The following is a 23,995-nucleotide window of genomic DNA, read 5'->3' as shown; positions in this document are numbered from 1 at the left end:
AGAACCTCCTTGCGCAGCGCCGCAAACACCAAGCATCTGTTCGTCACGGGTGGCGTCGCCTCCAGTCTCGGCAAAGGGCTCACCGCCTCGAGCCTGGGGCGCCTGCTGAAGCTTCGCGGCCTGCGGGTCACCATGCAGAAGCTGGACCCCTACCTCAACGTCGACCCCGGGACGATGAACCCCTTCCAGCACGGGGAGGTGTTCGTCACCGACGACGGCGCCGAGACCGACCTGGACGTCGGCCACTACGAGCGCTTCCTCGACACCGAGCTGCACGGCTCGGCCAACGTCACCACCGGCCAGGTGTACTCCAACGTCATCGCCAAGGAGCGCAGGGGCGAGTACCTCGGCGACACCGTCCAGGTGATCCCGCACATCACCAACGAGATCAAGGACCGCATCCGCGGCATGGCCGGCCCGGACGTCGACGTGGTGATCACCGAGGTCGGCGGCACCGTCGGCGACATCGAGTCGCTGCCGTTCCTGGAGGCCGTCCGCCAGGTCCGCCACGAGGTCGGCCGCGACAACGTGTTCTTCCTGCACGTGTCGCTGCTGCCGTACATCGGGCCGAGCGGCGAGCTGAAGACCAAGCCGACGCAGCACTCCGTCGCCGCGCTGCGCAGCATCGGCATCCAGCCCGACGCGATCGTCTGCCGCTCCGACCGGCCCATCACCACCTCGCTCAAGCGCAAGATCAGCCTGATGTGCGACGTGGACGAGGACGCCGTGGTCTCGGCGGTTGACGCCCCGAGCATCTACGACATCCCCAAGGTCCTGCACGCCGAGGGCCTGGACGCCTACGTGATCCGCCGCCTCGGCCTGCCGTTCCGCGACGTCGACTGGCACGAGTGGGACCAGCTCCTGCGCCGGGTGCACCGCCCCGCCAAGGAGGTCACGGTCGCGCTGGTCGGCAAGTACATCGACCTGCCCGACGCCTACCTGTCGGTCACCGAGGCGCTGCGCGCGGGCGGGTTCGCCTGCGACGCGCGGGTCAACATCCGCTGGGTCAAGAGCGACGACTGCGAGACCCCCGAGGGCGCCGAGCGCGAGCTCGACGGCGTGGACGGCGTGCTCATCCCCGGCGGGTTCGGCGTGCGCGGCATCGAGGGCAAGGTGGGTGCCGTCCGCCACGCCCGCGAGCGGCGCGTGCCCCTGCTCGGCCTGTGCCTCGGCATGCAGTGCATGGTCATCGAGGCGGCCCGCAACCTGGCCGGCATCGAGGACGCCAACAGCGCCGAGTTCGACCCGGCCACCGCGCACCCGGTGATCAGCACGATGGCCGACCAGGAGGACGTGGTGGCGGGGGAGCGGGACATGGGCGGCACCATGCGCCTCGGCCTCTACCCCGCCAAGCTCGCCGAGGGCTCGATCGTCCAGCGGCTGTACGGCACGGCCGTCGCCGACGAGCGCCACCGCCACCGCTACGAGGTCGGCAACGCCTACCGCGAGCCGCTGGAGAAGGTCGGCATGGTCTTCTCCGGGCTGTCGCCGGACGGCCGCCTGGTGGAGTACGCCGAGCTGGACGCCGAGACCCACCCCTTCTTCGTCGGCACCCAGGCCCACCCCGAGTTCCGCTCCCGCCCGACGCGCCCGCACCCGCTCTTCCGCGGCCTCGTCGAGGCGGCTTTGACGTACGCCGGCGCGCGCGAGAGGGTCACCAAGGCCGGACGCGGCGCGTGAGCCGCCCGGCGCGGCGACCAACCGCACTAGAGCGACCAAGCCGATCGAACGGAAGACAGGGGGGCGCGTGAGCGGAACGACCGCGGACGGCTCAGGAGCAGACGCCCGGGACGACACCCGGCGAGACGGCATGCGGGAGTCCGCCGAGCGGGACGGCACCGCGCCAAAGGATCTCACCGTGGAGGACGTCCGGGACCTCCCGGCGTCCTGGGAGGTCGTGGAGTCGGCCGAGCGGTTCCGGGCCCGGGTGATCGCCGTGCGCACCGACAAGGTGCGCATGCCCGGCGACGAGGTCGTCGACCGCGACTACGTCGTCCACCCCGGCTCGGTGGCCGTGGTGGCCCTGGACGAGCACGGCAGGGTGCTGCTGCTGCGGCAGTACCGCCACCCGGCGCGCCGCCTGCTGTGGGAGCTGCCCGCCGGGATCCGCGACGTGCGCGGCGAGCCGCTGGTCGACTGCGCCGCCCGCGAGCTGGCCGAGGAGGCGGGGTACCGTGCCAAGACCTGGCACACGCTGATCGACATCCTCACCACGCCCGGCGCGAGCGACGAGCGCATCCGCGTCTTCCTCGCCCGCGACGTCGAGGCGATCCCCGACGAGGAGAACGGGTTCGTCCGCAGGCACGAGGAGGTCGACATGCCCGTCGTCTGGGTGCCCCTCGCGGACGCGGTCGGCAGGGCACTGTCCGGAATGATCCACAACGCACCTGCCGTCGCCGGTATCCTCGCCGTGTACGCCGCATCGCCGGACGGTTTCACCACCCTGCGTCCCGCCGACGCGGAGGAGGCCTGACAGGGAGGTTCCGTCCTGCGCCCCCACGCCGACCCCCCCGCCGGCATCGAGGCCGCGATCGCCGGCTACCTCGCCCACCTGGCGGCCGAACGCGGGCTCGCGGCCAACACCCTGGCCTCCTACCGGCGTGACCTGCGGCGCTACCTGCAGCATCTGCGTTCGCGCGGCCGTCTCTCCCTGGCCGAGGTCGGCGAGGCGGACGTCCGGGAGTTCCTGACCTCCCTGCGTGAAGGGGACGCCCACCACCGGGCCCTGGCGGCCGTCTCGGCCGCCAGGGCCGTCTCGGCCGTGCGGGGCCTGCACCGGTTCGCGCTGCGCGAGGGGCTGGCGGCGCACGACCCGGCGGGCGGGGTGCACCCGCCGACCAGGCCGCACCACCTGCCGCGGGCCATCGGGGTGGCCGACGTCGAACGCCTGATCGCCGCCGCCGGCGCCGGCGACGCCCCGCTCACCCACCGCAACCGCGCCCTGCTGGAGGTCCTGTACGGCACGGGCGCACGGATCTCCGAGGCCGTCGGGCTGGCCGTGGACGACGTCGAGGCGGGCGGCGAGGCCGGGGCCGGGCACGTGCGCCTGCGCGGCAAGGGCGGCCGGGCGCGCGTCGTCCCCCTCGGCCGGTACGCCCGGGAGGCGCTGCGCGCCTACCTGCACCGGGCCCGTCCGCTGATCTCGCCGCGCGCCCCGGAGACCCGCGCGTTGTTCCTGAACGCACGGGGCGGCAGGCTCACCCGCCAGGGCGCCTGGGAGGTGCTGCGCTCGGCCGCGGAGCGTGCCGGGCTGCAAGGGGTGTCGCCGCATATGTTGCGCCATTCGTTCGCAACTCACCTCCTTGACGGAGGAGCGGACGTTAGGGTTGTGCAGGAACTGCTCGGGCATGCCTCGGTGACGACGACCCAGGTCTATACCCTGGTCGGTGTCGACGGGCTCCGAGACGCGTACGCGGCGGCCCCACCGGGGGCCCGGCACCCAACTTCATAGCTCTAGGGCGCGTCGCCTTGCCGCATACGTGCCGACCCCATAGTGTCCGTCCGGACGGTCCGGTTCGGGGCCGTCAGGGAGGTTCAACTGGTGACTGCGACCACAGACGCTTCAGCCCGGGGGGTCGCCGGCAACCCCGGCACCGACTCTTCCTGGGGCGACACCAGGAACGAGGGTCTCCTCGGTCCCACAGGGCGTCCGCGTCCCGTCTTCCCGGATCCGGTCCCGCCGACCACGCACGGCCCCGCGCGGGTCGTCGCCATGGTCAACCAGAAGGGCGGCGTCGGCAAGACCACCACGACCATCAACCTCGGCGCCTCGCTCGCCGAGTGCGGCCAGCGCGTCCTGCTCGTCGACTTCGACCCCCAGGGCGCCCTCTCGGTGGGCCTCGGCATCGACCCGCGCCCGCTCGAAGCCACGATCTACGACCTGATCATGGAAGAGCCCGACGTCACCGCCGAGGACGTCCTGCTCGCCACCAGCGTCGAGGGCATGGACCTGCTGCCCAGCAACATCTTCCTGTCCGGCGCCGAAATCCGGCTGGTCAACGAGGTCGCCCGCGAGTACGCCCTCGGGCGTGCCCTGGAGCCCCTGCTTCCGCACTACGACATCTGCCTGATCGACTGCCAGCCCTCGCTCGGCCTGCTGGCGGTCAACGCGCTGACCTGCGCCCACAGCGTCATGGTGCCGCTCGAGTGCGAGTTCTTCGCGCTGCGCGGCGTCGCCCTGCTCATGGAGTCGATCACCAAGGTGCAGGAGCGCCTCAACAAGGACCTGGAGATCGACGGTATCCTGGCCACCATGTACGACCCGCGCACGCTGCACGCGCGCGAGGTCCTGCAGACCATCATGCAGGGCTTCGGGGACAAGGTCTTCCACACCGTGATCAACCGCACCGTGCGGTTCCCCGACGCCACGCTGGCCGGCGAGCCGATCACCCAGTTCGACCCCGCGTCCATGGGCGCGACCGCCTACCGCGAGCTGGCCCGCGAGCTGCTGTCCCGCTGGTCGTAGCCGCACCCGTCCCGCGCCGGCCGGTCCGGTACGTGACCGCGCGGACGCGTGGCGTGCACGGCCGCCCGCGTACGGGAGAATGGACCGGTGACCGAGCAGCCCGCGACCGGCCAGGCCAGGCCCGACGCCTTCCAGGTACACCTGGAGGTCTTCGAGGGCCCGTTCGACCTGCTGCTCGGGCTCATCGCCAAGCACAAGCTGGACATCACCGAGGTCTCCCTGCACCGGGTGACCGACGAGTTCATCGCCCACATCCGCGCCCGCGGCCCCGAGTGGGACCTGGACCAGGCCAGCCACTTCCTGCTCGTCGCCGCCACCCTGCTCGACCTGAAGGCCGCCCGCCTGCTGCCCACCGGCGAGGTGGAGGACGAGGAGGACCTGGCGCTGCTGGAGGCCCGCGACCTGCTGTTCGCCCGCCTGCTGCAGTACCGGGCCTACAAGGAGGTCGCCAAGGTCTTCTCCGGCCGCATGGCCGAGGAGGCTCTGCGCTATCCCCGGGTCGTTCCCATGGAGGCCCGGTTCGCCGGCCTGCTGCCCGAACTGGTCCTCGGCATCGGCCCCGAACGCCTCGCCAAGATCGCCGCCCGCGCGTTCACCCCCAAGCTTCCCCCCACCGTCTCGACCTCGCACATCTATCAGCCCGTCGCCAACGTCCGCGAGCAAGCGGCTATCCTGGTCGCACGGCTCCGGCGCGTGCGCAGGGCGACGTTCCGGGCCCTGACCGCCGACTGCGCGGGCACCTACGAGGTCATCGCGCGCTTTCTCGCCGTCCTGGAGCTCTTCCGGGAGGCCGCGGTCTCCTTCGAGCAGTTGGAGCCGCTCGGAGACCTGCACGTGATCTGGACCGGCGCCGACGACGGAGACATCGCGGTGGCCGACGACTATGACGAGGGCGCCCCGCCTGCGGAGCGCCCGCAAGGCGACGACAGCGGGCCGGGCGAGCGCTCCGGCCGGGAGGAAGCATCCGATGACTCCTGAGGACGCCCCGGGCGTCCCCGCCCTCCGGGACGGGACGGCCCTGCGCGCCGCCCTGGAGGCGATCCTGCTCGTCGTGGACGAGCCGGTGGCCGAGATCACCTTGGCGCAGGTGCTGGAGCGTCCCGTGCGCGAGGTCACCGAGACCCTGCGCGAGCTGGCGGCGGAATACACGCGCGACGGCCGTGGTTTCGATCTCCGAGAGGTGGCGGGCGGCTGGCGTTTCTACACGCGGGCCGACCAGGCCGCCCACGTGGAGCGTTTCGTCCGCGACGGGCAGCAGACGCGGCTGACGCAGGCCGCGCTGGAGACGCTCGCGGTCGTGGCCTACCGGCAGCCGGTGAACCGGGCGCGGGTCGCCGCGATCCGGGGCGTCAACAGCGACGGCGTCATGCGCACGCTCGTGGCGCGCGGCCTGGTGGAAGAGGCCGGCACCGACCCCGAGAGCCAGGCGGTGCTCTACCGCACGAGCTCGTACTTCCTGGAGAGGCTGGGGCTGCGGAGTCTCGACGAGCTCCCCGCGCTCGCCCCGTTCCTCCCCGACGACGTGGAAACCTTAGAGGAGCAACAGAAGTGAACAGTAGGCGTGGCACCCCGTCCGGTGATGGACGCGGTCGAGGACGCGGCGACGCCCCCGGTTCCCGGGCGGGCGCGGGATCCCGTGGCGGTTCCGGCGGCCCTCGCGGAGGAGGCGCGCCCCGGGGTGGTTCCCGGGGCGGCTTCCGTGGCGCGGGCGACCGCGGAGACGCCTTCCGCCCGGAGGGGCGGCGCGGCACCGGCGAGCGGGGTGCCTCGAAGGGCGGGCGCGGCGCGTTCGCCCGTGACGACGACCGCGACCCCCGCGGGCGCGACGGTTCCCGCTCCTTCGAGGGCGGCCCGCGGGGCGGCTCCCGGGGCGGCCCCTCGTCCGGGGGCTCCTCGGCGTACGGGGCGGCGCGGGGCGGGTCCCGCGGCAGGTACGGCAGGGGCGACGACGAGCGCGGCGGGTCCATCCGCGCGGGCCGGGGCGGCTCCTCCGCCGCCGGCCGCCGGGCGGACTCCTACGACCGCGGCTCCTCCTACGACCGGAGGAGTTCCTACGACCGCGGGGGCTTCGCCGGCGACGACCGGCGCGGCGCGTCCCGCGGCGAGGGTTCCTTCCGCGACCGCCGCGATGACGACCGCGGCGGCGCCCCGAGGGACGGGCGCGGCGCCACGCGCGGCCGCTACACCCGCGACGACTCCGGCCGTGACCGTCCCCGCTTCGGCCGTGAGGACGCGGGCCGTGACCGTCCCCGCTCCGGCGGCGGCGACGCGGGCCGCGACCGGCCTCGGTTCGGCCGTGAGGACGCGGGTCGCGACCGGCCTCGCTTCGGCAGGCAGGACGCGGGCCGGGACCGGCCTCGGTTCGGCCGTGAGGACGCGGGCCGGGACAGGCCGCGGTACGGGCGGGACGAGGCCGGCAGGGATCGGCCCGCGCGGGAGTCCGGCGAGGGCCGGTACGGACGCGACGAGATCCGCACCATCGGCGGCACCCCGGCGAGTTCCCGGGGGCGGTACGGCCGCTCCGAGGAGGGCCGCGGCGCGGTGGCCCGCGGGGGCGGACGGACCGGCGGCACGGCCGGGCGGCGCGAGGGCGGCGTGGGCGGGCGGCGCGAGGCCGACGTCCGCGGACGCCGGGGCGAGGGGCGTCCCCAGGCGCCGCGCGCCGGGCGGGGCGGGGCGTTCAAGAGCGCGCGCCAGCCGCTGCGCGACCCCGACTTCTACCCCTCCGACTACACCGACGAGCGCGACACCACCGAGGTGCCGGGCGGCGTGCGCCTGCAGAAGGTCCTCGCCACGGCGGGCGTCGCGGCCAGGCGCACCTGCGAGGAGATGATCGGCGAGGGCCGCGTCACCGTGGACGGCCAGGTCGTGCGGCGCTTCGGCGCCCGCGTGGACCCGGCCAAGCAGGTCATCCACGTGGACGGCAAGCGCATCCCCACCGCGCCCGACCAGGTGTACTTCGCGATCAACAAGCCGATCGGCGTGATCAGCACGATGTCCGACCCCGAGGGCCGCCCCTCGCTGGCCGACTACGTCGTCGACCGCGCCGAGCGGCTGTTCCACGTCGGCCGCCTGGACACCGAGACCGAGGGCCTGATCATCCTCACCAACGACGGCGAGCTGGCCCACCGTCTCACCCACCCGAGCTTCGGCGTGCAGAAGAAGTACTGGGCGAAGGTGCCCGGCCCGATCCCGCGCGGCCTCGGCCGGGTGCTGCGCGACGGGGTCGAGCTGGAGGACGGCGTCGTCAAGGCCGACGACTTCAAGATCGTCCAGGAGCACGGCCAGCAGGCCCTGGTGGAGGTCGTCATCCACGAGGGCCGCAAGCACGTCGTCCGCCGCCTGCTGGAGGCCGTGGGCCACCCCGTGATCGATCTGGCCCGCATCGAGTTCGGCCCCGTCAAGCTGGGCCGTCTCAAGCCGGGCACGATGCGGACGCTCAGCCTCAAGGAGGTCGGCGACCTTTACGCGGTCGTGGGAATGTAACCTGTCGGGAAGGTGAGGCCTGCCGGGAATCACCGGGCACGCCGGGGACGTCCCCGGCCGCCCGGGCCTTCCCGGGGCCGGTTCAGGCCCGCCGAGCGGGCGCGGCGGTAGGTGAAAGGAATTTGCCATGGTGCGCGCGGTCCGGGGCGCCGTCCAGGTCGAGGCCGACACACGGGAGGCCATCCTGGCGGGGGTGACCGAGCTGGTCACCGAGGTCATGGCGCGCAACGCCCTGACCACCGACGACGTGATCAGCGTGATCTTCACCGCCACGCCGGACCTCACCTCCGAGTTCCCGGCCCTGGCCGCGCGCAAGCTCGGCTTCCACGACGTGCCGCTGATCTGCGCGAGCGAGATCGACGTGCCGAGCGCGCTGCCCCGCGTGGTGCGCCTGATGGCCCACATCGAGACGGCCAAGCCCCGGCAGGAGATCCAGCACGTCTACCTCAAGGGCGCGGCCGCGCTGAGGGTGGACATCGCGCAGTGAACGCCGAGCCCCGGGCCGTCGAGACCGCGCTGATCGTCGGCACGGGCCTGATCGGCACGTCCGTCGCCCTCGCGCTGCGCGAGCACGGGGTGACGGTCGCGCTCGCCGACCGCGACCCCGCGGCCGTGCGGCTGGCCAGCGAACTCGGCGCGGGCGCTCCGTGGTCCAAGGACGGCCCGCCCGCCGACCTGGCGGTGATCGCCGTGCCGCCGCAGTACGTGGCCCAGTGGCTGCTCGACCTGCAGAAGACCGGCGCCGCCCGGTTCTACACCGACGTGGCCAGCGTCAAGGCCCTGCCGATCGCCCAGGCGGCCGCGCTCGGCTGCGACATGTCCAGCTACGTCGCCGGGCACCCGCTCGCCGGGCGCGAGCGCTCCGGCCCGGCGGCGGCGCGCGCCGACATCTTCCTCGGCCGCCCGTGGGCGTACTGCCCGGCGGCCGAATCGGCGCCCGAGGCGGTCGCGGCGGTGCTGTCGCTGATCGGCCTGTGCGGCGCCAACCCCGTCCCGGTCGAGCCGTCCGCGCACGACGAGGCCGTGGCCCTGGTCTCCCACGCCCCGCACGTCGCCGCGTCCGCGGTCGCGGCCCGGCTGGCCGAGGCGTCGGAGACGGCGCTCGGCCTGGCGGGGCCGGGCGTGCGGGACGTGACGCGCGTCGCCGGGGGCGACCCCGGGCTGTGGACGGTGATCCTGTCGGGCAACGCCCGCCCGGTGGCCGAGGTCCTGGAGGCGGTGGCCGCCGACCTGAACGAGGCCGCGCGGGCCCTCCGGGAGGTCGCGGTGGGCGACTCCGCCCAGGGGGCCCCGGCGATCGGCCAGGTCACCGACCTGTTGCGGCGCGGCAACGCCGGCCAGAGCAGGATCCCCGGCAAGCACGGCGGCCCCCCGAGGTCGTACGCCGTGGTGCAGGTGCTGGTCGGCGACCGTCCCGGCGAGCTGGCCCGCCTGTTCCAGGTGGCCAGGGACGCCGGGGTCAACATCGAGGACGTCCGCCTGGAGCACGCCCCGGGCCTCCCGCTGGGCGCCGCCGAGCTGTCGGTGCAGCCCGAGGCGGCCGGGGCGCTGGCCGAGGCGCTGCGCGCGCACGGCTGGCACGTGCCCTAGGCCGTCGATGCCCGGGTGGCGGACGATTCCCGGTACCCTCGTTGCGGACAACTCAATCGGGATGGCGGAGGGAGATGCCGTGACCGCACTGGTCGTCGCCATGGACGGTCCTTCGGGGTCGGGCAAGTCGAGCGCCTCGCGCGGGGTCGCGCGCGCGCTCGGGCTTCGCTATCTCGACACCGGGGCGATGTACCGTGCGATCACCTGGTGGATGCTGGAGCACGGCGTCGAGATCGGCGACCCGGCGGCCGTGGCCGCCCGCGCCGCCGAGCCGGTGCTCACCATCGCCACCGACCCCGACGCCCCCGGCGTCACGGTGGACGGGCGCGAGGTGTCCGCCGAGATCCGCACCCACGAGGTCACCTCCGCGGTGTCCGCGGTGAGCGCCGTCCCCGAGGTCCGCGCCCGGCTGGTCGCCGAGCAGCGCGCCCTCATCGGCGACGGCGACATCGTCGTGGAGGGGCGTGACATCGGCTCGGTCGTCGCCCCCGGCGCGCCGGTCAAGGTCTACCTGACGGCGAGCCCGGAGGCCCGCGCCCGGCGCCGCAGCGCCGAGCTCACCGGCACGACGGTCGAGGCGCAGCGCCTGGCGATGGCCAGGCGCGACACCTTCGACTCCACCCGCAAGGCCGACCCTCTGGTGATGGCGGCCGACGCGGTCGAACTGGACACCACGGAGCTCAACCTGGACGAGGTCATCTCCGAGGTGCTGCGACTTGTGAAGGAGCGCACCTGACCCGTGGCCCGCGCGGGCCCCGTCAGGGCGTCCCGGCCCGCCGGAACCGGTGTGCCGAGGACTGCGCAGAACTGCGCCGAGAAACAACGGAACGGACGTGACGTGACGTGACGGGGGAGTACGAGGACGAGGGCGGCTGGATCGCCGCCCACCTCGCCGAATTCGAGGAGGACGGCGCCACGCCGGAGGCGGAGCCGGATTCCGGCCCCCTGCCGGTCGTCGCCGTGGTGGGCCGTCCCAACGTGGGCAAGTCCACGCTGGTCAACCGCATCATCGGGCGCCGTGAGGCCGTCGTCGAGGACGTCCCCGGCGTCACGCGCGACCGCGTGACCTACGAAGGGGTCTGGCGGGGCCGCAGGTTCACGCTGGTCGACACCGGCGGCTGGGACCCCGAGGCCACCGGCATGGGGCTGCGCATCGCCGAGCAGGCCCAGGTCGCGGTCGAGCTGGCCGACGTGATCCTGTTCGTGGTGGACGCCACGGTCGGGGTGACCGACGCCGACGAGACCGTGGCCTCGGTGCTGCGCCGCTCGGGCAAGCCGCTCGTGCTGGCCGCCAACAAGGTGGACGACCAGCGGCATGAGCTGGAGGCCTCGGCGCTGTGGTCGCTCGGCCTCGGCGAGCCGCAGCCCGTCTCGGCCCTGCACGGCCGCTCCAGCGGCGACCTGCTGGACGTCCTGCTGGACAAGATGCCCGAGGCGCCGCCGCAGCGGTTCGCCGCCGAGCGCGGCCCGCGCAGGATCGCCCTGGTCGGCAAGCCGAACGTCGGTAAGTCGTCGCTGCTCAACAAGCTCGCGGGTGAGGAGCGCGTGCTGGTCGACCCCATGGCGGGCACCACCCGTGACCCGGTGGACGAACTGGTCGAACTGGGCGGCAAGACCTGGCGTTTCGTCGACACCGCGGGCATCCGCCGCCGGGAGCGCCAGCTCCAGGGCGCCGACTTCTACGCGGGCATGCGCACCAAGGCCGCGCTGGAGCGGTCGGAGGTCGCCGTCGTGCTCATCGACGCCTCCGACGTCCTCACCGAGCAGGACCTGCGCATCATCAGCATGGTGATCGAGTCCGGGCGCGCCATGGTGGTGGCGTTCAACAAGTGGGACCTGGTGGACGAGGACCGCCGGTACTACCTGGAGAAAGAGATCGACCGCCAGCTCGTCCGCGTGCCGTGGGCGCTGCGCGTGAACATCTCCGCCAAGACCGGCCGGCACATCGACCGCCTCGTCCCGGCGATCGAGCGCGCCCTGGAGTCGTGGACGACCCGCGTCCCCACCGCCCGGCTCAACGCCTTCCTGTCGGAGCTGATCGCGGCCACGCCGCCGCCCGTGCGCGGCGGCAAGCAGCCCAAGGTCCTCTTCGCGACGCAGGCGTCGACCGAGCCGCCCAAGTTCGTGCTGTTCACCTCCGGCTTCCTGGAGGAGACCTACCGGCGCTTCCTGGAACGCCGCATCCGCGAGGAGTTCGGCTTCGCGGGCTCCCCGCTGGAGGTCACCATGAGGATCCGCGACAAGCGGGGCGCCGCGAAGAAGAAGTGACGCCGCCGCGCCCCCCCGCGAAGGGGGGCGCGGGCTCACGACCGTTCGCGCCGCCGTCCGGGCAGGGTGAGCGCGGCGAGCGCTCCGGCCGCGCAGACGATCGCCGTCAGCAGGAAGATCTCGGTGTACTCCTGATGCAGCGCCCGGGTGACCTCGGCGGTGTAGGCGGCCAGGCGGCGGGCGTACTCGGCGGGCTCCACGCCGAACGGCAGCGGCGTGTCCAGGTCGGCCGTCAGCGACTGGAAGCGGTGGAACCCCCACGCCGACAGCGCGGCGACGCCGAGCAGCATGCCCATCATGCGGGCCACCACCACCGCGGCCGAGACCAGCCCGTGCCGGTCGGCCGGGCTCAGGCGCAGCACGGCCGAGGACACCGGCGCGATCACCAGGCCCAGGCCGAGCCCGGCGACGGCCAGGTCCACGTCGGTGCGGGCCAGGCCCAGGGGATAGTGGGCGTCGGCGAGCGCCACCGGCCACTGCGAGATCAGGGCGTACCCGGCGGCGGCCACCGCCATCCCGGACACGGCCACGGCCCGCTCGCCGAAGCGGCGGACCAGCGGGCCGCCCGCGAACGCCGTCACGGCCAGCGCGACCAGGAACCTCGACAGCACCAGCGCCCCGCCCACGGCGTCCCTGCCGAGCAGGGTCTGCGCGACGAGCTGCGCGTTCACCAGCGTCACCAGCAGCGCGGCCCCGGCGAGGAAGCTCGTCACCAGGGCGCCGGAGAACGGCAGGCGGCGCACGCCGCTCATGTCCAGCAGCCGGGCCGGGGTGCGCCGCTCCCACAGCACGAACGCCACGCCCACAGCCAGGCCCGCCCCGATGGCCGGCGGGCCCCACGCGGGCAGCGCGGCCTTGTCCGGCTCGGGGTTGTAGAGCCCGGCCACGAGCAGGCCGAGGGCCAGCGCCAGCAGCAGTCCCCCGACCACGTCGATCCGGACGCGGCCCGCGTCGCGCCGGCCGGTCCCAGCGCCGGTCGCAATGCCGTTCCCCACGCCGGTCTCGGCGCCGGTTGCGGGGCCGGTCCTGACGCCGGACCCGGGGCCGGTCCGGGGCAGCGTCCGGTGGACGGCCACGGCGGCGAGCAGGGCCAGCGGGATATTGATCCAGAAGATGCCGCGCCAGCCGACCGCCGCGGCGACCCCGGCGCCGTACAGGGGGCCGAGGACGCTGCCGAGCTCCTGGGCCGCGCCGACGGCGCCGAGCGCGATCGGCCGGGCGCGCTCGTCCCACAGGTCGCCGATCAGCGCCATGGTGATCGGCAGCAGCGCGCCCCCGGCGATGCCCTGCAGCGTGCGGCCCGCCGTCAGCAGGGGGATCGAGCCGGCCAGCGCCGTCACCGCCGAGCCCGCCGCGAAGCCCGCCAGGCACGCCTGGACGAGCGGCCTGCGGCCGTAGCGGTCCGACAGGCGGCCGAGCAGCGGCATCGCGGCGACGTACCCGAGCAGGAAGCCGGTGACGACCGGGGTGACGCGCTCCAGGTGGTTGACGGGCACCCCGGCGTCCGTGGCGATGTCCACCAGGACGGTGACCACGACGTAGGCGTCCAGGGCGGCGAGCAGCACCGCCGCCCCGCCCACCCCGAGCGCCGCGCGCCGGGTCACGGCCCGTGACGGGAAGCCGCCCCGAGGCGTCGGGTCACCCTGCGGGGACAGCTCACCCTGCGTGGGGGACTCACTCGGCAGGGGCGGACCATCGTGCGAGCGCATGCCGTCCCGCGAGCGCATGCCGTCCCGCGAGCGCATGCCGTCCTGCGGGGGCGGACCGTCTTTCGGGGGCGGACCGTCGTGCAGAGGCGTGCCGTCGTGCGGGGGCGGGCCGCTGGAGGGGCGGGCGGCGTCGTGCGGGACGCCGCCCGGTGCGGAGGGACCGGCCATCGGCTACGGCGCCGGCGTGGCGATCGTGACCGGCGCGTCGTAGTCGGTCAGCGTGACCAGGACCGTGCCGGAGTTCGCCCCCTCGGAGATCGGCAGGCTCGCCTTCACCAGCCGGCCGCTCGCCATGTCCACCCACAACGTGCCCTTGACCTCCTGCCGCACCCCGGGCACCACGGCGGTGACGACCTCCCGGGGCAGCGTGGCCGCGACCCGGTAGGCGCGCGAACCCTCGACGTCCTCCGCGGCCTCGGTGGTGGCCCCGGTCGCGCCGGACAGCAGTCGCGCCACCCCCTTGTCCGGGTCGAGGATGGCCGACGGGTCGTAGAGCTGCGCGAGCTGCGCGCGGGTCATGGTCTGGTACCCGCCGGTGGGGCCCTTGAAGTAGACGGTGTCGCCGGTCAGCACGAACGCCAGTTCCTGCAACATGCCGAGCACCTCGATCTGGACGGTCCCCTTGGCGTCCCCCTTGGTGATCAACGAGCCCTCGGCGCGCTTGAGCGGGACGGGCGGCTTGCCCTCGGTGGTGATCGCGAACGCCACGCTCTTGACCGACCGCATGGCCTCGGCGGACTTCTTCATGAGATCGGGACCGGCGGGCAGCTCGCCCTGCGACGAGCAGGCGGCGGCCAGGCAGAGCGCGGCCAGCAACGTCACGAGCGTGCGGACGCGAGGGGTGCGCCGCCCCGCTGCGGGCGGCATCGGCGATTCAGCGGACCTGTTCGACACAGCCGGGATGCTAGCCACCATTCCCGGGTCCGCAGCCCCGTTCGCGGGTATCGGTTCGGGATCGCTCCAGGACCGCTAGGCGCGCTCCTCGGCCCGCAGCTTCAGCAGATGCGCCACGACCGGGGCGTAAGCGGCCTCCAGGGCGCCGATCAGCTCGGGGGCGAGCCGGTCGATGAAGTGGTAGCGGACGTTGGCGACGTGCGTGGGGGCGACCCGCTGGATCGTCTCCCAGCCGTGCTCGGTGAGCACGGCGAACGTGCCGCGCCGGTCGTCGGCGCAGCTCTCGCGGCAGACCAGGGAGGACGCCTCCATGCGGGCGATCTGGTGCGACAGGCGGCTCCTGGACTGGATGGTCGCCTCGGCCAGGTCGCTCATGCGCATGCGGTGCCCGGGGCTCTCCGACAGGTTGACCAGGATCTCGTAGTCGTTGATCGACAGCCCGAACTCCTGGAGCTCGCGGTCGAGCCGGTGTTCGAGGAGCTTGTGCGCGGACAGGTGAGCCCGCCAGGCACGCTGCTCACCGCTGCTCAGCCAGTGGGGGTCGAGTTCGTCGGATTCCGCCGTGCTCATAGGTGATCTATCTCTCGGGACTCCGCGGAACGAAGTGCGGTGGGTGGTGCGCTGCTTACCCCATTGTGACTGATGGACGAGCTTTTCCGCGCCGAACCGATAGTGAAGGTCAGCGCGGGGAAGAAGCGGCGAAATGAGTGAAGGACAGACCGCCGGCACGACGCGGCGGAACGGCGCCAGGGAAAGCTTCCTCACCGTCCTGGTGGCCGCCGGTGTCAACCTGGCGATCGCGGTGGCCAAGCTCGTGGCCGGGCTGCTCAGCGGCTCCTCCGCGATGCTGTCGGAGGCGGCCCACTCGGCCGCCGACACCGTGACCGAGATCCTCCTGCTGCTGTCGGTGCGGCGCGCCGAGAAGCCCGCCGACCCCCGCCACCCCTTCGGTTACGGCAAGGCCGGGTTCTTCTGGGCCCTCATGGCCGCCGGGGCCACGCTCGTCATCGGCGCCGGGTTCTCGATGACGCACGGCGTGCAGACGATCAGGGACGGCGAGGAGCTCGGCGACCTGCGCGTCTCCTTCGCCGTCCTCGCCGTCTCGTTCGTCCTGGAGGGGGTCTCGTTCCTGCGGGCCCTGCACCAGGTGCGCGGCGAGGCGCGCCGCCTGCGCGTCACACCGCGCCGGTACGTCGCCCAGACCGCCGACACCGCCGTCAAGGCCGTGGTGTTCGAGGACGCCGCGGCGCTGGCCGGCATCCTGATCGCGGCGCTCGGCCTGGCCGGGGCCTGGTTCACCGGTTCGGCGCTGTGGGACGGCCTGGCCTCGGTGGTGATCGGCCTGCTGCTGCTCGGCGTCGCGCTCCACCTGATCCGGGCCAACGCCTCGCTGCTGATCGGCCAGGCGGCCTCGCCCCGGCTGCGCGAGGCGATCGAGGACGAGCTGATCTCCCACGACGAGGTCAGCCAGGTCGTCGAGCTGCTGACGATGATGCTCGGCCCCAACGACGTGCTGGTCGCCGCGAAGGTGGACTTCGTGGACGAGTGCACGGGCGCGCGGCTGGAGGCGGCGTCCGACCGCATGGAGAGCCACCTGATGGAGCGTTTCCCCCGGGTCAGCCACGTCTTCCTCGACCCCACGCCCGGCCGCGTCACCGCCCGCGCCGCCGGCACGGCCTCCCCGCCGCTCGGGGGCGGGGAGATCTGACCGGCGCCGCGCCGGCCTCACCGGTGTCCCGGGACGGCCTTCCCGGTCACGCCTGCTCGTCGCCGAAGCCGGACGCCATGCCGTCCAGCTCCGCGCGGTCGAAGAGCCTGCCGCCGTGGACCAGCGCCCGGATCTTCCGCGTGCTGCCGATCTCGCGGAGCGGGTCGCCGTCCAGGACGAGCAGATCGGCGGCCTTGCCCACCTCGACGCTGCCGAAGGCGTCGGTGACCCCCAGGAAGCGGGCCGGGTTCCAGGTGGCCGCGCGGAGCGCCGCGAGCGGCGTCAGGCCCGCGTGGACCAGCAGCTCCAGCTCGTCGTGCAGGCTGAACCCGGGCACGAAGGTGTCGGTGCCCGCCAGCAGGTCCACCCCGGCCTCGTGCAGGCCGGCGGTCACCCCGAGCTGGCGGTCGAACTGGTCGCGGTTGCGCGCCCGCCGCTCCGGGTCGCCGCCCCACGCCCGGTGCGAACTCCACGCGTCCCGCAGGCCGGGCTCGACGTAGGGCAGGTAGCTCTCAAGAGGGAAGTCGTCGCCGCCCGCGAAGGCCATCGCCTGGAGCGCGGACAGCGTCGGGACGTGCCAGGTCTCGTTCCTGGCGAAGGTGTCGAAGAGCGCGGCGGCCCGCGCCGGGTCGGCGGAGGCGGCCGCGGCGGGGAGCACCTCGGAGAAGATCCGGAAGATGGCGGCCATGTCCGTGCCGTCGATCGCGGCGACCTCGCCGCGCAGCTCGGCCGCCCGCGCCGAGGTGTCCAGGAAGATCCCTTCCAGGTGTTCGATGCTGCGCTGCCCGGCGGAGGCCGCCTCGGTGGCCGTGACCCCGAACGGCACGTGCCCGGCGAACGTGACGCCGAGCCGCGCGGCCTCGTCGGCGAGCGCGAAGTAGGCGTCCCGGGGCAGGAGGCTGTAGACCTTGAGGAAGTCGGCGCCGTCGTCCACGCTCATCCGCACCGCCTCCCTGGCCTCCCGCTCGGTGCCGGCCGCGATCGAGTTCGGCCGCATCGGGTTCGGGCCGTCGATGATGCGGCCGGCGACCACCGTGCGCGGGGCGAGCAGCTCGCCCCGGGTGAGCCGGTCGCGCCACTCGGTGTGGACGGGCGCCATGCCCATGTGACGGATGCCGGTGACGCCGTTGGCGAGGAACAGGGGCAGGCGGGTCTCGTCGAACACGTGGACGTGCATGTCCCACAGGCCCGGGATGACGTGCGCGCCGGGCGCGTCCACCACGCGCGTGCCGGGCGGGAGCGGGGGCCGCGCGTCCACCGCGGCGATGCGGCCGTCCGCCACGACGACGGTCGTGCCCGGTAGGGACGGCCCTCCGGTCGTGTCGACCACTGTGACCCCGGTCAGGGCGAGAGGGCCGTCGGGGGCCGCACTCTGCGACAGAAGCGATTGCTGTAAGGAGTTCACGAAAAGCCCAGGTTAACGGCTATTTGATCATTAGCCGGGCCGACACGCCGACGCGGCCACGGCCCGTACGGCCGCCCCGTAGCCGCCGGGTGAACTCCCGCGAACAGGCGGGGACCGGGCGCGGACGGCGTCCCGGTCCCCGCGTCCGCTCAGCCGGCCAGGGAGGCCATCCAGGACTCGACCTCGTCCGGGTGGCGCGGCAGGCCGGCCGACATCAGCCGGGCGCCGTGCTCGGTGATCACCAGGTCGTCCTCGATGCGCACGCCGATGCCGCGCAGCTCCGGCGGCAGCGTCAGGTCGTCCGGCTGCAGGTACAGGCCCGGCTCCACCGTGAGCACCTGGCCCGCCTCCAGCACGCCGTCCATGTACGCCGAGGCGCGGGCCTTGGCGCAGTCGTGGACGTCCAGGCCGAGCATGTGCCCGCTGCTGCACAGCGTGTAGCGCCGGTGCAGGTCGCCGTCCGCGTGCGGCAGCACGCCCCACTCGCGCAACCCCTCGGAGATCACCGCCATCGCGGCCCGGTGGAAGTCGCGGAAGCGCGCGCCCGGCCGCAGCGCCGCGATGCCGGCGTCCTGCGCCGCGTGCACCAGCTCGTACACCTGCCGCTGCACCGGGCTGAACCGGCCGGACAGCGGCAGGGTGCGGGTGATGTCGGCGGTGTAGAGGTCGTCGGTCTCCACGCCCGCGTCGAGCAGCAGCAGCTCGTCCCGGTTCAGCCGCCCGTCGTTGCGGATCCAGTGCAGTACGCAGGCGTGCGCGCCGGAGGCGGCGATGGTCTCGTAGCCGGTCGCGTTGCCCTCCAGCCGGGCCCGCAGCCCGAACACGCCCTCGACGTAGCGCTCGCCGCGCGGGTGGGCGAGCGCGCGGGGCAGGGCGCGCACGACGTCCTCGAAGCCACGGACCGACGCGTCCACGGCGTGCTGCAGCTCGGCGACCTCCCACTCGTCCTTGATCAGGCGCATCTCCGACAGGAACGCGGCCAGCTCGTCGTCGCCCTCGTGCGGCGTCACCCGGGCGTCCACGGAGTCGTCCACGCCGCGCAGCACCCGCGCGGGCCCGGTCAGCGCTTCCGGCAGGCGGCCGATCGGCGCGCACTCGATCTGGTAGAGCGCCTCGGCCTCGGCGAGGGTGGGGCGCGCGCCGACCCAGAACTCGCCGTACCTGCGGTCGCGGTAGAACTCCTGCCCGGCCGCGCCGTCGGCGGAGCGCGGCGAGCGGGGGCGGGTGAACAGCGTCGCGTGGCCGTCCGGGGCGACGACGAGCACGTCGTCCGGCTCGCGCCCGGCGGTGAGGTAGGAGAACGCGCTGTGCGGGCGGAAGCGGTGGTCGGAGTCGTTGCTGCGCACCTTGAGCGTGCCCGAGGGGATGACGAGCCGTTCGCCGGGGAACCGCTGGGCCAGGGCGGCGCGCCGCTTGGCGGTGTAGGCGGCGAGGGGGAGCGGGGCGTGGGTGGTCTCGCTCTCCTGCCACCCGGTGGTCATGAACGCGGCCAGAGCATCGGAGAAGGGCAGGTCGTGGCTGCCGGTGTTCAGCTGATCGCTCATCGCAGTCCTTGAGGGAGACGGTGGTATGTGGCATTTTACTCATCGCGGGCATTCCGGGAAGAGCCCCGGATTTGGGTCCCCCTTATGCCGCCGGCTTTACCGCCCCGCGCGCTTAACGATGACATCAGGTGGGGAAGTCAGAGGTACTCTCCGCGTTCCCCAGCGTCACGAGGTGATGTCGATGCTCATCAGCGCGATCCTACGGCGCAAAGGAAGCACGGTGGCCACCGTCCGCCCCCAGGCCACGGTGACGGAACTGCTGGCCACCCTCTCCGACCACAACATCGGCGCCGTGGTGGTGTCGGAGGACGGCATGTCCATCCTCGGCATCGTCTCCGAACGCGACGTCGTGCGCCGCCTCCACCAGAACGGCCCCGAGGTCCTCGCCGAGCCCGTGTCCGCCATCATGACCACCCCCGTCCGCACGTGCGAGCCCGACGCCGACGCCGGCGACCTGCGCAAGACCATGACCGACCACCGCATCCGCCACGTCCCCGTGGTCAGCGACGGCCGCCTCGCCGGGATCGTCAGCATCGGCGACGTCGTCAAGAGCGCCATCGAGGAGCTGGAAGCCGAGAAAGCCCACCTCGTCGACTACCTCCACGGCTGATTTCCGCCCCGTCGACCCCGCCGACCGGCCTCCCGAGAACCCGCGAGGCCGCGAGATGAAGGACCACGCGGTGACCAGAACCGCCTTCATCGTCGGCATCTCCATCCCGATGCCCGACTTCCGCGCCCACCTGACCACCGTCCCGGGCGCGGTACTCATCCGCGAACTCCCACCCGCCCGCGTCGTCGTGGTCGTCCCTTCCCCCGAGGCGGCCAAGGCCCTGGCCCGCCTCGACGGCGTCACCTGGATCCGTGAGGACCGCCCGGAGCGTCTCGTCTGAGCCCGACGGTCGCCCGGACGGCGGGCAGGGGAGTGAGGCGTGACCGGGGCCGTACGTGCCTGAGCCGGGGATGAGGGCCCTGCCGGCCTTTGGCGACAATATTCGGATTTGCCGGTTATCGGCCACCAGCGATTTTTCGGCTACCGTCAAGGGTTTCCGAAACCTGAATGACGAGCGTGCGCAGTTCTTCGGGCGACAGGGATCTCACGCACTTGCTGGTGATCTCCAGATGGTCCTCGCCGCGGGTCAGTTTGACCGTCACCTCACCCGGGCGCGCATTGAGCCAGGCGATCACCATGCCCGACAGTCCGGCGAGCGCGCCGCCCGAGCCCACGACGACCTGGAGGATCTCCGGGACCGGGCCGAGCCTGCCCGGTGCGGGCGCTGCCGCGATGATGCGGGTCAGACCTCGGAGCGCGGGTTGCCGGCCCGTCCACGCGTGCAGGTCGCGGAGATGACCGGCGTCGCCGGTCTCGACCTCGACGATGAAGCTCATGTCCCTGGGTTTCCTCCCGTCGGCGCTTCGTCATTGTGACGGGGGAAGGCGTGGTCAGGATGGCGGATTCGGGATATCGATCTGGTCACCCGATGAACCGGCGTCCGCCGTAAAAGGCGGAATAACAGGGTGTACCGCCGGAATAAGGGGGTGGACGAAATGCCCGTCGTCCCCGCCGACGAGGAAACGCGCCTGGCCATGCCGGCGGCGGGTCCTGCCGTCCGTGGGTCTGGGCTTACCAGCCGCGGGCGATCCAGCTGTCCAGGTGCGGGCGTTCGGCCGCGACGGTGGTGTCCGGGCCGTGGCCGGGGTGGATCCGTGTCGGGCCCGGCCAGGTCAGGAGCCGCCGGACGGAGTCGATGATGGCCGGGAAGTCCGAGAGGGCGGGGCCGGTCAGGCCGGGGCCGCCGGGGAACAGGGTGTCGCCGGTGAGCAGGTGGCCGTCCACCGAGAGGGTCAGGCCGCCCGGGGTGTGGCCGGGGGTGTGCAGGGCCGTGACCTCCAGTGGCCCCACCGTGAGCACCTCGCCGTCGGCGACCGGCGTGTACGCGCCGTCCCAGCGGGCCGCGCCCGCCGAGAAGGCCAGCAGGGCGGGATCGCGGGCCAGCAGGTCGGCCGTGGCGGTGCCCGCGTCCCAGTGCCCGGCGCGGCGCGCGGTCTCGATCTCGTGCGGCCAGACCGGCGCCTCGGCCGGGTGCGCGAGGACGGGAACGCCGAGGGATCCGGCCACATCCGGGGCCGCGAGCACGTGGTCGAAGTGGGCGTGGGTCAGCAGGACGGCCACCACGTCGAGGTCCGCGACGGCGGCCAGCACGCGGCCCGGCTCGTCCCCGGGGTCCACGACCAGGGCGCGGCGGTCGCCGCGGGCGTGCAGGACCCAGCAGTTGGTGTCCAGCACGCCGACGACGACGCGCCGCAGAACGGCCTCGGTGGCCGCCTTCACGAGGTGGCGCGCTTGAGCAGGTCGTCGTACACGTCCGGGTCATGGGACTCCACGACCGGGTAGCCCGACGCCCACGGGCCCTCCCAGCGGACCGCGATGCCGGGATTGGCGACCGCCGTGCCGTCGGCGAGCCGGAAGGTGGGGCTGGCCGAGACGGCGTCGGTCCGCGCGACCGCGAAGTCGGCCATGACGGCGGACCGGTGCCGCCCGTCGTCCAGCGCGGCGGCCAGCGCCGCCACGTCGATCACGCCGTCCGGCAGCTCGCCCGCCACGTCGAGGATGACCTGGCGGTGGCTGATCGACCGGGAACGGGTCCAGAACGCCCGGCGCAGCGCCAGGTCGAGCTCTTCCCCGGCGTGCGGGCCCTGCGCGCTCGCGGCGTGCACGGCCTCGGCGGCGAGCAGGACGGTGTGGGGGTAGAGGGCCTCGTCGGCGGTCCAGACGCGGAACTCCGCCGCGGGCTCGATCTGGCCGAGCCCGACGGCCTCGGTGTCGGTGCCGCGTCGGGGGTGGGGGCCGTTGAACAGTTCGAGGGGGAACGTCCGGTGCTCCAGCCGGACGGCCGCGCTCAGCCCGAGGCGCTCGCGGGCCCGGCGCAGGCGCAGCAGGCCGACGTAGGCGAACGGGCACAGCAGGTCCGACCAGACCTGGATCGTGCCGCTCCGCACGGGCGGCACGGCGGGGACATCGCCAGGGACATCGCCGGGGGGCGTCATCCCTGCTCCTCTGCCCGGCGCCGCGAGGGCCGGTCCTGGGGTGGCGTCATTCCAGCTCCTCTGCCCCGGCGCCGCGGGGGCCGGTCGTGGGCGATCGTCATTCTCACTCCTGGTGTTCGGCGCCGCGCGGGTTGGTGGTGAACCGGTCCGGGCGCAGCAGCACGGCGGTGCGCCGGTCGGCGGCCATCGCCCGGTCGTACTCCTCCAGGTCGGGATGCTCGCCGCCGGCCGCGTGGTAGATGTCGCGCAGCAGCCCGGGCACGCGATCGGCGTCCAGTCCGGCCAGGGGATCGTCCGGTCCGGCCAGCTCGGCGGGGCCGCGGACGGCGACCCATTCCCACCCGGCGCGGAAGACCAGGGTGGCGCGCGGGTCCCGGCGCAGGTTGGCCAGCTTGGCCGTGCCGCCGCGCGAGACGAACGCGACGGCAGGCGTCCCGGTCAGCGGGTGCGGCAGCACGCCCGCGTTGACCACGCTGACCGAGGGCTGCCCGTCCGGGCGCGTGGTCACCAGCACCGCGAGCCAGTTGTCCGCGCCGCCGTACGCGCGGACCAGCCGCAGGCCCTCCTCGGCGGAGACCCGCGGGTCGCCGGGCACCGTCATCTTCCCTCCCGATCGCTCGCCTGGGGGTGGACCGTGATCCGACTGTCCCCTAGGGGGACCGTGACCGACCTGTCCCCTGAGGACGGACTGTGATCCGATCCGTCAACCACGATACGGACCCCGGTCCGGTTACGTCAATCGGGACATCCTGACGAAGGGCGCGGTCGCATCAAGGAAGGCCGACTCGATCGAGGGCGTCGCCGTCTCTGCGGCTTGTGAGATCACGTCTGTGCTGTCGGGGGAGGACAGACGGCGGGACGCCCGCGTCACTCCACGGCCTGACCCCTGAGCGAGGACCGCCCGGAACGGCTGCTCGTCCGGGCGGATCCTGCGCCGTCCTGACCCGCCGAGATGACGGGTCAGAGCGTGGCGGCGCTGCTCTCAGTACCGCCTTTCACTCTCTCGGCTCCGGCGGGGGCTGATCTCCCGGCCGCGCTCCATCTCGCGGCTCCGCCGGGGGCTGATCTCGCGGCGTTCCATCTCCCGGCCGCGCCGGGGGCTGATCTCGCGCTCGCGCTCGAAGCCTCGGCCGCGCCTGGAGCTTTCGCCCCGGTCGCGGTCCCAGTCGCGCCTTGAGCTCTCGCGGCGCTCCATCTCGCGGCGTTCCATCTCCCGGCCGCGCCGGGGGCTGATCTCGCGCTCGCGCTCGAAGCCTCGGCCGCGTCTGGAGCTTTCGCCCCGATCCCAGCTGCCGTCGCGGTCCCAGTCGCGGTCTCTGCCGCGCCTGGAGCTGCCGTCGCGGTCCCAGCCGCCGTCGCGGTCCCGGTCGCGGCCCCAGTCGTCTCCGTTGTCCGCGGGCATCGACGTGGTGATCGGCTGCGTCGCCTTGTGCGTCGCCTGCGCGATGGCCGGACTCGCCGCCATCTGAACCATTCCCGCGAGGCAACAGGTTCCCACGGCACCGGCGAGCACCCGGCGCACGGACTTTCTCGTCATCGCTGTCTCCCGTGTGAGCGCGTCTGGCTGACCTGCCTTTTTTCGATCCCTTCTTCTGGGGACAGGGGGCAAGCCCATCATCAGAAGCCGAGCGTCACTTCGGCGTGACGTAGATGTGATGTCTCCGCTCAGGCGGTGCGCCGGCGCAGTGTCACCGCCGCCGGCCGGCACCAGGTCAGCCAGGAGGTGATGGCGGCGCGGCCGCGGTGAGGCTGACGCCTCCACCGCGCAGGGCGGTGATCTTCGGTCTCGGATGTCGGCTCGTCCGCCTGCGATGGCGCACCCCCTGCCGTGCTCCGGGAAAGGGGCCTGGCCTGACGTGGCCATTACGGCTACGTCTCAGC

General features: G+C 73.5%; 24 protein-coding genes. 14 read left to right on the top strand and 10 right to left on the bottom strand.

Features of this window, described 5'->3' with window-relative positions; genetic code table 11:
- The first annotated feature begins 9 nt into the window (after positions 1 to 9).
- From pyrG to der, 11 genes are all read left to right on the top strand, one after another.
- Positions 10 to 1,680 carry a CTP synthase gene (gene pyrG, locus BJ982_RS30820; RefSeq protein ID WP_184885839.1) on the top strand — a complete coding sequence of 557 codons (1,671 nt, stop codon included), beginning with the start codon at positions 10 to 12 and terminating at the stop codon, positions 1,678 to 1,680.
- A 130-nt stretch (positions 1,681 to 1,810) separates the two neighbouring features.
- Positions 1,811 to 2,473: an NUDIX domain-containing protein gene (locus BJ982_RS30815; RefSeq protein WP_184889572.1), complete on the top strand. Its 663-nt coding sequence runs from the start codon at positions 1,811 to 1,813 to the stop codon at positions 2,471 to 2,473.
- Positions 2,474 to 2,488: 15 nt separating this feature from the next.
- Positions 2,489 to 3,451 carry a site-specific tyrosine recombinase XerD gene (locus BJ982_RS30810; RefSeq protein ID WP_221483071.1) on the top strand — a complete coding sequence of 321 codons (963 nt, stop codon included), beginning with the start codon at positions 2,489 to 2,491 and terminating at the stop codon, positions 3,449 to 3,451.
- Between the two features lie 90 nt (positions 3,452 to 3,541).
- Positions 3,542 to 4,465 (top strand): ParA family protein, encoded by a 924-nt coding sequence (locus BJ982_RS30805; RefSeq protein WP_184885837.1) that lies wholly within the window; start codon positions 3,542 to 3,544, stop codon positions 4,463 to 4,465.
- A gap of 87 nt (positions 4,466 to 4,552) precedes the next feature.
- On the top strand, positions 4,553 to 5,443 hold the full coding sequence (locus BJ982_RS30800; protein ID WP_184885835.1) for a segregation and condensation protein A: 891 nt from the start codon (positions 4,553 to 4,555) through the stop codon (positions 5,441 to 5,443).
- On the top strand, positions 5,433 to 6,017 hold the full coding sequence (gene scpB / locus BJ982_RS30795; RefSeq protein WP_203959214.1) for an SMC-Scp complex subunit ScpB: 585 nt from the start codon (positions 5,433 to 5,435) through the stop codon (positions 6,015 to 6,017). The genes BJ982_RS30800 and scpB overlap by 11 nt, the downstream gene beginning before the upstream one ends.
- On the top strand, positions 6,014 to 7,951 hold the full coding sequence (locus BJ982_RS40700; protein ID WP_184885831.1) for a pseudouridine synthase: 1,938 nt from the start codon (positions 6,014 to 6,016) through the stop codon (positions 7,949 to 7,951). The genes scpB and BJ982_RS40700 overlap by 4 nt, the downstream gene beginning before the upstream one ends.
- Before the next feature lie 127 nt (positions 7,952 to 8,078).
- A complete protein-coding gene (gene aroH, locus BJ982_RS30785; protein ID WP_184885829.1) occupies positions 8,079 to 8,438 on the top strand; it encodes a chorismate mutase in 360 nt (119 codons plus the stop codon).
- Complete coding sequence (locus tag BJ982_RS30780) at positions 8,435 to 9,541, top strand: prephenate dehydrogenase (protein ID WP_239123156.1); 1,107 nt, start codon at positions 8,435 to 8,437, stop codon at positions 9,539 to 9,541. The genes aroH and BJ982_RS30780 overlap by 4 nt, the downstream gene beginning before the upstream one ends.
- A gap of 61 nt (positions 9,542 to 9,602) precedes the next feature.
- On the top strand, positions 9,603 to 10,277 hold the full coding sequence (gene cmk / locus BJ982_RS30775) for a (d)CMP kinase (protein WP_184885827.1): 675 nt from the start codon (positions 9,603 to 9,605) through the stop codon (positions 10,275 to 10,277).
- Between the two features lie 107 nt (positions 10,278 to 10,384).
- Positions 10,385 to 11,809 (top strand): ribosome biogenesis GTPase Der, encoded by a 1,425-nt coding sequence (gene der / locus BJ982_RS30770; RefSeq protein WP_184885825.1) that lies wholly within the window; start codon positions 10,385 to 10,387, stop codon positions 11,807 to 11,809.
- A 35-nt stretch (positions 11,810 to 11,844) separates the two neighbouring features.
- Here der and BJ982_RS30765 read toward each other — a convergent pair whose 3' ends face one another.
- From BJ982_RS30765 to BJ982_RS30755, 3 genes are all read right to left on the bottom strand, one after another.
- A complete protein-coding gene (locus BJ982_RS30765; protein WP_260413881.1) occupies positions 11,845 to 13,686 on the bottom strand; it encodes an MFS transporter in 1,842 nt (613 codons plus the stop codon).
- A gap of 3 nt (positions 13,687 to 13,689) precedes the next feature.
- On the bottom strand, positions 13,690 to 14,412 hold the full coding sequence (locus BJ982_RS30760) for an LppX_LprAFG lipoprotein (protein WP_239123147.1): 723 nt from the start codon (positions 14,410 to 14,412) through the stop codon (positions 13,690 to 13,692).
- Positions 14,413 to 14,487: 75 nt separating this feature from the next.
- The gene (locus BJ982_RS30755; protein WP_184885823.1) at positions 14,488 to 14,982 is read right to left on the bottom strand and encodes a MarR family winged helix-turn-helix transcriptional regulator; all 495 of its coding nucleotides are present in this window, start codon (positions 14,980 to 14,982) and stop codon (positions 14,488 to 14,490) included.
- A gap of 133 nt (positions 14,983 to 15,115) precedes the next feature.
- On the opposite strand from BJ982_RS30755, the gene BJ982_RS30750 reads away from it, so the two are divergent.
- Positions 15,116 to 16,120, top strand: a complete 1,005-nt coding sequence (locus tag BJ982_RS30750) for a cation diffusion facilitator family transporter (RefSeq protein WP_184885821.1) — start codon at positions 15,116 to 15,118, stop codon at positions 16,118 to 16,120.
- A gap of 46 nt (positions 16,121 to 16,166) precedes the next feature.
- Here the strand turns inward: BJ982_RS30750 and BJ982_RS40695 are convergent, their stop codons facing one another.
- Positions 16,167 to 17,450: an amidohydrolase family protein gene (locus tag BJ982_RS40695; protein WP_184885819.1), complete on the bottom strand. Its 1,284-nt coding sequence runs from the start codon at positions 17,448 to 17,450 to the stop codon at positions 16,167 to 16,169.
- A gap of 224 nt (positions 17,451 to 17,674) precedes the next feature.
- The gene (locus BJ982_RS30740; protein ID WP_184885817.1) at positions 17,675 to 19,069 is read right to left on the bottom strand and encodes an aminopeptidase P family protein; all 1,395 of its coding nucleotides are present in this window, start codon (positions 19,067 to 19,069) and stop codon (positions 17,675 to 17,677) included.
- Between the two features lie 181 nt (positions 19,070 to 19,250).
- Here BJ982_RS30740 and BJ982_RS30735 point away from each other — a divergent pair, with 181 nt between their 5' ends.
- Together BJ982_RS30735 and BJ982_RS30730 are read left to right on the top strand one after the other, a co-directional pair.
- The gene (locus tag BJ982_RS30735; RefSeq protein ID WP_184885815.1) at positions 19,251 to 19,679 is read left to right on the top strand and encodes a CBS domain-containing protein; all 429 of its coding nucleotides are present in this window, start codon (positions 19,251 to 19,253) and stop codon (positions 19,677 to 19,679) included.
- A 70-nt stretch (positions 19,680 to 19,749) separates the two neighbouring features.
- Positions 19,750 to 19,959, top strand: coding sequence for a hypothetical protein (locus tag BJ982_RS30730; protein ID WP_184885813.1), 210 nt, complete (start codon positions 19,750 to 19,752; stop codon positions 19,957 to 19,959).
- Between the two features lie 115 nt (positions 19,960 to 20,074).
- Here the strand turns inward: BJ982_RS30730 and BJ982_RS30725 are convergent, their stop codons facing one another.
- From BJ982_RS30725 to BJ982_RS30705, 5 genes are all read right to left on the bottom strand, one after another.
- Positions 20,075 to 20,455 (bottom strand): effector-associated constant component EACC1, encoded by a 381-nt coding sequence (locus BJ982_RS30725; RefSeq protein ID WP_184885811.1) that lies wholly within the window; start codon positions 20,453 to 20,455, stop codon positions 20,075 to 20,077.
- Between the two features lie 235 nt (positions 20,456 to 20,690).
- Entirely contained in the window at positions 20,691 to 21,398 is a 708-nt protein-coding gene (locus tag BJ982_RS30720) for an MBL fold metallo-hydrolase (RefSeq protein WP_184885808.1), read from the bottom strand.
- The gene (locus BJ982_RS30715; protein WP_184885806.1) at positions 21,395 to 22,114 is read right to left on the bottom strand and encodes a DsbA family oxidoreductase; all 720 of its coding nucleotides are present in this window, start codon (positions 22,112 to 22,114) and stop codon (positions 21,395 to 21,397) included. The genes BJ982_RS30720 and BJ982_RS30715 overlap by 4 nt, the downstream gene beginning before the upstream one ends.
- Positions 22,115 to 22,217: 103 nt before the next feature.
- A complete protein-coding gene (locus BJ982_RS30710; RefSeq protein ID WP_184885804.1) occupies positions 22,218 to 22,715 on the bottom strand; it encodes a TIGR03618 family F420-dependent PPOX class oxidoreductase in 498 nt (165 codons plus the stop codon).
- 381 nt (positions 22,716 to 23,096) lie between these two features.
- Entirely contained in the window at positions 23,097 to 23,651 is a 555-nt protein-coding gene (locus BJ982_RS30705; RefSeq protein ID WP_184885802.1) for a hypothetical protein, read from the bottom strand.
- Positions 23,652 to 23,995 lie beyond the last annotated feature (344 nt).

The sequence above is a fragment of the Sphaerisporangium siamense genome (assembly GCF_014205275.1).
Lineage (GTDB): Bacteria > Actinomycetota > Actinomycetes > Streptosporangiales > Streptosporangiaceae > Sphaerisporangium > Sphaerisporangium siamense.
The sequence above is the reverse complement of the archived record's forward strand: the minus strand, read 5'-3'. Positions and strand labels throughout refer to the sequence as shown.

What these genes read in the sequence shown, in the direction of transcription:
- aroH (WP_184885829.1), top strand. Translation starts at nt 8,079, where the DNA reads ATGGTGCGCGCGGTCCGGGGCGCCGTCCAGGTCGAGGCCGACACACGG.
- BJ982_RS30705 (WP_184885802.1), bottom strand. Translation starts at nt 23,651, where the DNA reads ATGACGAGAAAGTCCGTGCGCCGGGTGCTCGCCGGTGCCGTGGGAACC.
- BJ982_RS30710 (WP_184885804.1), bottom strand. Translation starts at nt 22,715, where the DNA reads ATGACGGTGCCCGGCGACCCGCGGGTCTCCGCCGAGGAGGGCCTGCGG.
- BJ982_RS30715 (WP_184885806.1), bottom strand. Translation starts at nt 22,114, where the DNA reads ATGACGCCCCCCGGCGATGTCCCTGGCGATGTCCCCGCCGTGCCGCCC.
- BJ982_RS30740 (WP_184885817.1), bottom strand. Translation starts at nt 19,069, where the DNA reads ATGAGCGATCAGCTGAACACCGGCAGCCACGACCTGCCCTTCTCCGAT.
- scpB (WP_203959214.1), top strand. Translation starts at nt 5,433, where the DNA reads ATGACTCCTGAGGACGCCCCGGGCGTCCCCGCCCTCCGGGACGGGACG.
- BJ982_RS30735 (WP_184885815.1), top strand. Translation starts at nt 19,251, where the DNA reads ATGCTCATCAGCGCGATCCTACGGCGCAAAGGAAGCACGGTGGCCACC.
- BJ982_RS30725 (WP_184885811.1), bottom strand. Translation starts at nt 20,455, where the DNA reads ATGAGCTTCATCGTCGAGGTCGAGACCGGCGACGCCGGTCATCTCCGC.
- BJ982_RS30765 (WP_260413881.1), bottom strand. Translation starts at nt 13,686, where the DNA reads ATGGCCGGTCCCTCCGCACCGGGCGGCGTCCCGCACGACGCCGCCCGC.
- BJ982_RS30750 (WP_184885821.1), top strand. Translation starts at nt 15,116, where the DNA reads ATGAGTGAAGGACAGACCGCCGGCACGACGCGGCGGAACGGCGCCAGG.
- cmk (WP_184885827.1), top strand. Translation starts at nt 9,603, where the DNA reads ATGGCGGAGGGAGATGCCGTGACCGCACTGGTCGTCGCCATGGACGGT.
- BJ982_RS30815 (WP_184889572.1), top strand. Translation starts at nt 1,811, where the DNA reads ATGCGGGAGTCCGCCGAGCGGGACGGCACCGCGCCAAAGGATCTCACC.
- BJ982_RS30755 (WP_184885823.1), bottom strand. Translation starts at nt 14,982, where the DNA reads ATGAGCACGGCGGAATCCGACGAACTCGACCCCCACTGGCTGAGCAGC.